We start from the raw sequence: 10349 nt of genomic DNA on the forward strand, positions 1-10349 counted from the left end.
CCGCCGAAAGGACGCCGACGGCGTCCGCGCTATCCTTCCCCGGCCTAAAGGCCGAGGCTTGCCGCGCACCTGGTCAAGCACGGTGATGCCGCTCGGATTGCCGATGAACGCGCCCCAGATGTCGCCCACCATGCCGGTGATGGCGGAGAACCAGCCCAGCGTCAGCATCGGCAGGTTCATGCCTTTTGCGCCATAGGCATAGCGGCACAGCAGCGCCAGGCTCAGCCCGGTTCGTTGCGCGATGACGCCCAGCAGCGACGTCAGCACGAACAGGATGCCCATGCCGATGGCGATGGCCAGCAAGGCCATGGGGAAGGAAACACCCGCGCCGCCCGCCGGCCCGGCCAGCGTGCCGCCGATGAACAGGCCGGTGGCAACGTAGCCAAACCCCACCCATACCGCCACCTGTTTCCAGGTCGGCCTGCGTGCGTCGGGCGGGACCGGGGTAAACATATAGTCTGCATCGACTGCCGGGGACGACTGCACCTTCTGATTCATGATGGGATCTCCGAATCCACCGTTCCGTGTTCGAGCGACCCGGATGCAAGGGAACCAGTCCTGCATCCGATCGTGAGTCAGCGCGAGAGTAACAGTGCGAAAGCGGCAGGAAATGCGGAAGATTCCAAGATGCGTAGCGAAATGGCCGTCGCCATCCGGGCTTTGGCTGCTTGCATCGCCGAAAAACTAAAAAGCCACCGGCGCTGCCGGTGGCTCTTGGTTGGGACGAAGGGCGCAGGCCCTGGGCTGATGCTTACCCCACCCACTTCCGCGCATTGCGGAACATCCGCATCCACGGGCTGCCGCCGTCGACAACCTGCTTCCACGCATCCGGCGCCCAGCTCATGGTCGCGGCACGGAACACGCGTTCCGGGTGCGGCATCAGCACGGTGAAGCGGCCATCGACGGTGGTCACCGAGGTAATGCCGTCGGGCGAGCCGTTCGGGTTGAGCGGATAGGCCTGCGTGACCGCACCGTAGTTGTCGACAAAGCGCAGCGCCACGTGGGCCTGGTCGATATTGCCCTGCTGCGAGAAGTCGGCAAACCCTTCGCCGTGGGCAACCACGATCGGGATGCGGCTGCCTTCCATGCCAGCGAAGAAAATCGACGGCGAGGACTGCACTTCCACGGTCACGTAGCGCGCTTCGTACTGCTCCGACTGGTTGCGCGTGAACTTGGGCCACGCACCCGCGCCCGGAATGATCGGGGCCAGGTTGCTCATCATCTGGCAGCCGTTGCAAACGCCCAGCGCGAAAGTGTCCTGGCGGTTGAAGAAGGCCGCGAACTGCTCGGCCATCTGCGCGTTGAACAGGATGGTCTTGGCCCAGCCCTCGCCCGCGCCCAGCACGTCGCCGTAGCTGAAGCCGCCGCAGGCAACGAAACCGCTGAAGTCGGCCAGGTTGGCGCGGCCGGCGATCAGGTCGCTCATATGCACGTCGTGCGTGTCAAAGCCGGCGCGGTCCATGCTGTACGCCATCTCGATCTGCGAGTTGACGCCCTGCTCGCGCAGGATGGCCACGCGCGGACGGGCGCCGGCGGCGATGAACGGCGCGGCGATGTCTTCGGCCGCATCGAAGGTCAGCACCGGGCTGATACCTGGGTCGGCGGCGTCGAGCAGGCGGTCGTATTCGCTGTCGGCGCAGGCCGGGTTGTCGCGCAGGCGCGAGATGCGCCAGCTGACTTCGCTCCAGTTGCGCTGCAGGTCCGTGCGCGAGGCGCCGAAGACCTTCTTGGCATCGCGGTAGACCTCGATCTGGTCGGTCGCGTTGGGCTTGCCCACCACATGGCTGCAGGCCGAAAGGCCGGCTTCGCGCAGCACGGCGAAGACCGTGTCGCGGTCGTCCATACGCACCTGCACCACCGCGCCCAGCTCTTCCGAGAACAGCGCGCGCAGGGTCTGGTCGTTGCGGCGCTCGGCAATCTGCTGCGCCCAGTTCTTGGCGTCGCCGTAGTCCTGCTCCTGCTGCGGGTCCAGCGCCAGCATGTCGACGTTTAGCGACACGCCACAGTGGCCGGCAAAGGCCATCTCCGCCAGCGCAGCCATGAAGCCGCCGTCGGAACGGTCGTGGTAGGCCAGCAGCTTGCCTTCGCGGTTCAGGCGCTGGATCACGTTGAAGAAGTTCTTCAGGTCTTCGGCATTGTCGACGTCGGGGGCGCTGTCGCCCACCTGCTGCATGACCTGCGCCAGGATGCTGCCGGCCATGCGGTTCTTGCCACGGCCCAGGTCGACAGCGATCAGCACGGTGTCGCCGGCGTCGGTGCGCAGTTGCGGGGTCAGCGTGCGGTTGACATCGTCCACCGCGGCAAAGGCCGAGATGATCAGCGATACCGGCGCGACCACTTCCTTGTTGACGCCGTCGTCCTGCCACTTGGTGCGCATCGACAGCGAATCCTTCCCGACCGGGATGCTGATGCCCAGCGCCGGGCACAGTTCCATGCCGACGGCGTGCACGGTGTCATACAGCTTCGCGTCTTCGCCTTCCACGCCGCAGGCCGCCATCCAGTTGGCCGACAGCTTGACCTTGCCCAGGTCCTTGACCGGCGCGGCCGCCAGGTTGGTCAGCGCCTCGCCGATCGCCATGCGGCCCGATGCCGGCGCGTTGATCACGGCCAGCGGGGTGCGCTCGCCCATGGTCATCGCCTCGCCGGCGTTACCCTTGTAGTCGAGCGTGGTCACGGCTACGTCGGCCACCGGCACCTGCCACGGGCCGACCATCTGGTCGCGCGCGTTCATGCCGCCCACGGTGCGGTCGCCAATGCTGATCAGGAACGACTTGCTGGCCACCGTCGGATGGCGCAGCACGTCGCGCACCGCCTGCTCCAGGCTGATGCCGGTCACGTCCACGGCCGGCAATGCCTCTTCCACGCGCTTGACGTCGCGGTGCATGCGCGGCGGCTTGCCCAGCAGCACGTCCATCGGCATGTCGACGGCGTAGTGCTCCTTGAGCGCAGCGTCGACGCTGGCGTCGACCAGCTGCAGCTGCTTTTCTTCGGTGGCGATGCCAACCACGGCGAACGGCGAGCGCTCACGCTGGCACATGGCCTGGAACTGCGGGAAGCTGTCCGGCGCGATGGCCAGCACATAGCGCTCCTGCGACTCGTTGCACCAGATTTCCGCCGGCGACAGGCCGGACTCTTCCAGGTGCACCTGGCGCAGGTCGAAGCGCGCGCCGCGGTCGGCGCCGTCCACCAGTTCCGGGAAAGCGTTGGAGATGCCGCCCGCGCCGACGTCGTGGATCGACAGGATCGGGTTGGCGTCACCGAGCTGCCAGCACGCGTTGATCACTTCCTGCGCGCGGCGCTCCATCTCCGGGTTGCCGCGCTGGACCGAATCGAAGTCCAGGTCGGCGGTATTGGTACCTGTCGCCATCGAGCTGGCGGCGCCGCCGCCCATGCCGATGCGCATGCCTGGGCCGCCCAACTGGATCAGCAGCGTGCCGGCCGGCAGCGGATTCTTGTGCGTGTGCCCGGCGTCGATATTGCCGATGCCGCCCGCGATCATGATCGGCTTGTGGTAGCCGCGCACGGTCCCGCCCACGTTCTGCTCGTAGACGCGGAAGTAGCCGCCCAGGTTGGCGCGGCCGAATTCATTGTTGAAGGCGGCGCCGCCGAGCGGGCCGTCGATCATGATCTGCAGCGGCGAGGCGATGCGGTCCGGCTTGCCGGTCACGCCGGGCTTGTGGTCGGGGTTGCGGTGTGCCACCGGCTGGGCGGCGTCGCGGTCGTTTTCCCAGGACTCGACGGCCTCGGGCAGCATCAGGTTTGACACCGTGAACCCGGTCAGGCCGGCCTTGGGCTTGGCACCGCGGCCGGTCGCGCCCTCGTCGCGGATTTCACCGCCGGCGCCGGTGGAGGCCCCCGGGAACGGCGAGATCGCGGTCGGGTGATTGTGCGTCTCCACCTTCATCAGCGTGTGCGTCAGCGCCTCGTGGCGGCCGTACTTGTGGTCATCGCCGCGCGGGAACCAGCGCTCGGCCACGTCGCCTTCCATCACCGCCGAGTTGTCCGAGTAGGCCACGATCGAGCCCTGCGGATTGAGCTGGTGCGTATTGCGGATCATCGCGAACAGTGACTTGTCCTGCTGCACGCCGTCGATGGTCCAGGTGGCGTTGAAGATCTTGTGGCGGCAGTGCTCGCTGTTGGCCTGCGCGAACATCATCAGCTCGACGTCGGTCGGGTTGCGCTCCAGCTTGCCGTAGGCCTCGACCAGGTAGTCGATCTCGTCCTCGGACAGCGCCAGGCCCATCTCGACATTGGCCGCGGCCAGCGCGCTGCGCCCGGCGGAGATATCGATAAAGCGCAGCGGCTTGGCCGGCAGTTCCTGGAACAGGCCGGCGGCATCGTCACGCGAGGCGACCACGGTCTCGGTCATGCGGTCGAACAGGTGCGCGGCGACGGCGGCGCGGGTGTCCGCGTCCAGCGTCTTGCGGCCGCGCAGCAGGCCCTTCTTGCAGATCACGGTGATCTCGATGCCGCGCTCGATGCGGTGGATATGCGTCAGGCCGCAGTTATGGGCGATGTCGGTGGCCTTGCTGGCCCACGGCGAGATCGTGCCGAAGCGCGGGATCACCACGAAGCGGTCGCCGTCAGACGGATCGGCAAACGGCGCGCCGTAGGTCAGCAGCGCCGCCACGCGGGACTGCTCTTCGGCCGACAGCGGCGTCTGTGCGTCAACAAAGTGCAGGAACTGTCCATGCACCGATTCAATATCGGCGTCGATCTGCCGCAGGGCGGTGAGCAGGCGTTGCTGACGGAAGGCGGGAAGCGCCAAAGCGCCGGGGAAGCACGAGAAATGCGCCATGATCGTAGCGGTCGGGAGGCGGTGAGGTAGGGGCTGCTGCTTAGCCGGCACCGCTGCATGGGGTGCCGACTGGCGGGAAACCGCTATTGTACCTTGCCGGCACCCGGATTTTGCACTGCGACATCACGGCGGGGCCGTGTTACGGCCCATCCTGATAATGCTTATGCATCACTTTTACCAAATGGACGGCTCAGAGTGACGTCGCCGAGCGCGCGGCCTGCTCGTACAGGCCGGTCAGCACCCGCATCAGCCGGGCGAGCTCGCCGATCTCGGCATTCTCTTCGCTGCCCTCGGTGAAGTTGCTGGTCAGGCATTGCTCGCGGATCTCGCGGTAGCGCGCGCAGGCCTCGGTGCCGGCCGGGGTGGTCGAATAAGTGGCCTCCTTGCCGACCCGCTCCCCGCTCACCAGCCCCAGTCCCTGCAGCTTCTTCAATGCGTAGGTCACCAGGTGCGTGTCTTCCACGTTCAGCACGAAGCAGATATCGGCCAGCCGCTTGGGCCGTCCGCGATGGTTCACGTGATGCAGCACCAGCACGTCCAGGAAGGTCAGGTCGCGCACGCCGGCCGCGCCCATGCAGCGCACCACCCAGCGGCTGTAGGCGTTGTAGGCGGTATTCAGGCCGAACTCGAACTCGGACAGCTCGGGGCTCCGTACCGACACCAGGTGCGACGACGACACGATATTGGCCCCGGCCGCGCGTGACAGCGCGGTGGCCGGCCTTGCCTTACCGGCAACGCCAGGGACATCGGCCACGGCGGCGGCGGTGTGCCCGCTCTCGGCTGGTTTGCGTGGCATGCGGGAGACTCCTTTCGATGTGGGTGGCGCTGGCGCTGGCTGTGCTAGGTAGAAGCCCGGGGCGCGCTCCGGCAATTTTAGCTTGACAGTTTATTGGCGAATTATGAGCATGAACACCTAATAAATACAGGTAAAGCATGAGGGAGGACGCCGGCCACGACTGGCCCTGCGCATGTGCACCGCGCCCTTCCCCATGCTGGCAGGCGGCAGCCACCATGGCGGTGCCTGCCCCGCCCTCGCACCCCGTTCGCAGACCCCATGCCATCCATGCTTCCCGACCTCGACACCCTGAACACCCGCCTGCGCGACGGCGCCACCAGCCGTGCGCAGATCATCGAGCAAGCGGCCGCGCTTGCCGCCACGCCGGCTGCCGAGGCCGTGTTCCTGCACAGCACCTTCGAGGCTGCGGCCCAGGTCGCGCGCGCAGCCGATGCCGCCGGCCGCGCCGGCAAGGCGCTGCATCCTCTGGCAGGGCTGCCGGTTTCGGTCAAGGACCTGTACGACGTGGCCGGCGAAGTCACCAGCGCGGCCTCGCTGGTGCGCAAGGATGCCGCGCCGGCCACGGCGGACGCCACCGTGGTCGCCCGCCTGCGCGCGGCAGGGGCAGCCCTGGTCGGGCGCACCAACATGACGGAGTTCGCGTTCTCGGGCGTGGGCATCAATCCCCACTACGGCACGCCGGTCAACCCGGCCGGCACGGATGGCGTGGCACGCATCCCGGGCGGCTCGTCGTCGGGTGCGGCCGTTTCGGTGGCGCTGGGGCTGGCGGTCGCGGCGCTTGGCAGCGACACCGGCGGTTCCATCCGCATCCCCGCCGCGCTGTGCGGCATCACCGGCTTCAAGCCCACCACGCGGCGCGTGCCACTGACTGGAGCCTTTCCGCTGTCGTACACGCTGGATACCGCCTGCGCGATGGCGCGCACGGTCAGCGACTGCATTGCCATGGACAGCGTGATCGCCGACAGCGCAGTGATCCCGCGCGTGACCAACCCCGCCGCCACGCGGCTGGCGATCCCGCGCCAGGTCCTGCTGGACGACCTCGACCCGGTAGTGGCCCGTGCCTTCGACCGGGCATTGGGCCGGCTGTCGGCCGCCGGCGTGCAGCTTGAGCACGTCGACCTACCCGAGCTTGGCGAGCTGGCGGGCCTGAACGCCCAGGGCGGCTTCAGCTCGGCCGAAGCCTTTGCCATCCACCGCCACCTGCTGGCCGGACGGCGCGAGCTGTACGACCCGCGCGTGGCCTCGCGCATCGACCGCGGCGCCAATATCAGCGCCGCCGACTATATCGACCTGGGCCGCGCCCGGCTGGACTGGATCGCCCGCATGCAAGCGCGCCTGACCCGCTTCGACGCCGTGGTCTGCCCGACCGTGCCGATGGTCGCGCCCGAGATTGCGCCGCTGCGCACCGATGATGCGCAATTCTTCCGCGTCAATGCCCTGCTGCTGCGCAATACCTCGGCCTTCAATTTCCTTGACGGCTGCTCGATCTCGATGCCCTGCCACGCGCCGGACGAGTTGCCCGTGGGCCTGATGCTGTCGCACGGCCCGATGCGCGATGCCGACCTGCTGGGCACGGCCCTTGCGTTGGAATGCATCGTGCAACCTTCACAGCGCGACGACTGAGCCTGCCGCCGCGCCGTTGATCTTGCGCCGACGTGCCCCCCCCCAATGCGGGCACGATCGGCACCAGGTAGTACGCAACCAGCAGTACAACCGCGCCCCCGCGCGCACACCAGGAGAGATCGAGATGCGAGTCAAGGCAATCGTTGCGGCCGGCCTGATGATGGCCGCCGTGGCGGCACAGGCGGATACCAAGTGGGACCTGCCGACCGGTTATCCGGTCAGCAACCTGCACACCGAGAACCTGCAGCAGATGGCCAACGACGTGGACAAGGCCACCGGCGGCAAGCTCAAGATCGTGCTGCATCCCAATGGCTCGCTGCTCAAGGCCAACGAGATCAAGCGCGGCGTGCAGACCGGCCAGGTGCAGATGGGCGAAATCCTGATGTCCTTGCTGGCCAACGAGAACCCGGTGTTCGGCGTCGATGCCGTGCCATTCCTCGCCACCAGCTATGGGGATGCCTACAAGCTGTGGCAGGCCTCGCGCCCGGCCACCGAGAAGGTGCTCGACAAGCAGGGCATGAAGCTGCTGTACGCGGTGGCGTGGCCGCCGCAGGGCATCTATGCGAATAAGCCGATCAATTCGGCCGGGGACATGAAGGGCCTGAAATGGCGCGCGTACAACCCGGCCACCTCGCGCATCGCCGAGCTGGTCAGCGCCCAGCCGGTGACCATCCAGGCTGCCGACCTGGCTCAGGCGCTGGCCACGGGCACGGTCAACTCCTTCATGTCGTCGGGCGCCACCGGCGTCGACACCAAGGTGTGGGAGAGCGTGAAGTACTTCTACACGGTGGACGCCTGGCTGCCCAAGAACATGCTGGTGGTCAGCAAGAAGGCGTTCGCGGCGCTGGACAAGCCGACCCAGGACGCCCTGCTCAAGGCCGTGGCCGATGCCGAGAAGCGCGGCTGGCAGGTGTCGGAGCAGAAGACCAAGGAGTACCTGGCGACCTTGTCGCGCAACGGCATGACGGTGCAGCCGCCTTCGCCGCAGCTCAAGTCCGACATGCAGAAGGTGGGCCAGACCATGGTGGATGACTGGGCCAAGGGCGCGGGCGAGGACGGCAAGGCCATCCTGGACGCCTACCGCAAGTAGGCTGCGGGCCTGCCCGCCTCCATGAACTCCCCGCCCTTGCCGCGCAGGCTGGCATGGCGGGGAGCCCCCCTCCCTCCCTGACGCCGTCCATCATGCCAACTGCCCCCTCCTCCAAGCGCTGGCTCGACCGCCTGCTTGACCTCTTTGCCATGCTCGGCGCGCTGTGCATCCTCGCCGTCTGCGTGATCATGATCCTGATGTCGCTGTCGCGGGAGACCTCGGTGATCTTCAAGGGTGGCGATGACATCGTCGCCTGGCTGTGCGCGGCGTCCGCCTTCCTGATCCTTGGCCAGACCTTCCAGCATGGCGGCATCGTGCGCGTCGAGATGCTGCTGGGGGCCGTGGGCCCGCGCCGGCGCTGGGTGCTGGAGCTGGTCTCGCTGACCATCTGCCTGGCGTTTGCCGCATATGCGGCGTGGGCGCTCGGCACCTTTGCGTGGCAGAGCTGGGACATCGGCGATGTCTCGCAGGGACAGATCGTGATTCCGCTGTGGATGCCGCAGAGCTTCGCGGTGCTCGGCTGCATCGGCTTCCTGCTGGCGGTCGGCGATGAATGGCTGCGCGTGGTGCGCGGACAGAAGCCGCGCTACCAGGTAGCCCAGGAAGAAAAGCTCGCCTCCGGCGATTTCGGGGAGACGGTCTGATGAGCACAGTCGTCGTTGCACTGATCCTGCTGCTGGTGATGATCGTCTTCCTGGCGATCGGCGCGTGGATCCCCGTGGCCATTGCGGTCACCTCATGGGTCGGGCTGGTGGTGTTCTCGGACCGCGAGGCGCTGGTCAGCCTGGCCAACGCATGGTGGTCGTCGAGCGCCTCATACACGCTGGCATCGCTGCCCCTCTTTGTCTGGATGGGCGAGATCCTGTTCCGCACCAAGCTGTCCGAGCAGATGTTCAACGGGCTCTCGCCCTGGCTGAACTGGCTGCCGGGACGGCTGATGCACGTCAACATCCTGGGCTGCGGCATCTTTGGCTCGGTGTCGGGGTCGTCGGCGGCCACCTGCGCCACCATCGCCAAGTCGGCGCTGCCGGAACTCACGCGGCGCGGCTACGACGAGCGCACCACGCTCGGCTCGCTGTCGTGCGCGGGCACGCTCGGCATCCTGATCCCGCCATCGATCACCATGGTGGTGTATGCGGTGTCGGCGGACGTGTCGATCATCCGCGTGTTCCTGGCGGGCTTCATACCGGGGCTGCTGCTGATGCTGCTGTTCTCAGGCTATATCGTGGCCTGGGCGCTGGCCAACCCCGACAAGACCCCGGCGTCGGAGCACTTCAACTGGCGCGCGCGGCTGGCATCGATCCGCCAGCTGCTGCCGTGCATGGTGCTGATCGCCTTTATCACCTGGGTCATGGTCACCGGCTATGCCACCGCGACAGAAGCCGCGGCCTACGGCGTGGTGGCGTCACTGGGACTGGCATGGGCGGGCGGCTCGCTTACGCGCGCGGCGTTCTGGGACAGCCTGATGTCGGCCACGCGGCTGACCGCGATGATCATGTTCGTGCTGGGTGCCACCTCGTTCCTGTCGGTGACCATGAGCTTTACCGGCATCCCGCGCGCGCTGGCGGAATGGGTGGCGGCGATGCACCTGTCGCCATGGGCGCTGATCGCCGTGCTGACGGTGATCTACATCGTGCTGGGCACGGCGCTGGACGGCATCTCGATGATCGCGCTGACCACGGCGACCGTGCTGCCGATGGTGCAGGCGGCCGGCTTCGACCTGGTCTGGTTCGGCATCTTCATCGTGCTACTGGTGGAGATCGCCGAAGTGACGCCGCCGGTGGGCTTCAACCTGTTCGTGCTGCAGAGCATGACCGGCAAGGACAGCAACTACATAGCGCGGGTCTCGCTGCCCTTCTTCATGATGATGGTGGTGGCCATCGCCATCATCACGATCTGGCCCGTCGTGGTGACCTGGCTGCCGGACATTGTCATGCAGCAGGAATTGACATCCTCTCCGTCCTAAGCCTTCGGCTGCCGCCTTACGGCGGAAAGGACGAGGATTCCTACGGCGCTACGTGATGCTCTACGTAGTCACTTCG

7 protein-coding genes are annotated in these 10349 nt (G+C 67.0%); 4 read left to right on the top strand and 3 right to left on the bottom strand.

The genetic code is table 11. From position 1 onward, the window contains the following. The 3 genes from AC3WL8_RS39130 to AC3WL8_RS39140 form a co-directional block, all read right to left on the bottom strand. A partial coding sequence (locus AC3WL8_RS39130; RefSeq protein ID WP_492380186.1) for a cytosine permease occupies positions 1-498 on the bottom strand: 498 nt, incomplete at its 3' end. 253 nt (positions 499-751) lie between these two features. After that, entirely contained in the window at positions 752-4798 is a 4047-nt protein-coding gene (gene purL, locus AC3WL8_RS39135) for a phosphoribosylformylglycinamidine synthase (protein WP_153957028.1), read from the bottom strand. Between the two features lie 190 nt (positions 4799-4988). After that, positions 4989-5594 carry a winged helix DNA-binding protein gene (locus AC3WL8_RS39140; RefSeq protein ID WP_013956516.1) on the bottom strand — a complete coding sequence of 202 codons (606 nt, stop codon included), beginning with the start codon at positions 5592-5594 and terminating at the stop codon, positions 4989-4991. Positions 5595-5852: 258 nt separating this feature from the next. Between AC3WL8_RS39140 and AC3WL8_RS39145 the strand changes: the two genes are divergently transcribed. From AC3WL8_RS39145 to AC3WL8_RS39160, 4 genes are all read left to right on the top strand, one after another. Continuing rightward, positions 5853-7217: an amidase gene (locus AC3WL8_RS39145; RefSeq protein WP_153957027.1), complete on the top strand. Its 1365-nt coding sequence runs from the start codon at positions 5853-5855 to the stop codon at positions 7215-7217. Positions 7218-7341: 124 nt separating this feature from the next. After that, positions 7342-8307, top strand: a complete 966-nt coding sequence (locus tag AC3WL8_RS39150) for a TRAP transporter substrate-binding protein (protein ID WP_013956514.1) — start codon at positions 7342-7344, stop codon at positions 8305-8307. 92 nt (positions 8308-8399) lie between these two features. Next, on the top strand, positions 8400-8951 hold the full coding sequence (locus AC3WL8_RS39155; protein ID WP_153957026.1) for a TRAP transporter small permease subunit: 552 nt from the start codon (positions 8400-8402) through the stop codon (positions 8949-8951). Then, positions 8951-10273 carry a TRAP transporter large permease gene (locus AC3WL8_RS39160; protein ID WP_153957025.1) on the top strand — a complete coding sequence of 441 codons (1323 nt, stop codon included), beginning with the start codon at positions 8951-8953 and terminating at the stop codon, positions 10271-10273. Before AC3WL8_RS39155 ends, AC3WL8_RS39160 begins: the two co-directional genes overlap by 1 nt. Positions 10274-10349: the final 76 nt, after the last annotated feature.

This window comes from Cupriavidus sp. FW305-F7 (assembly GCF_058782875.1).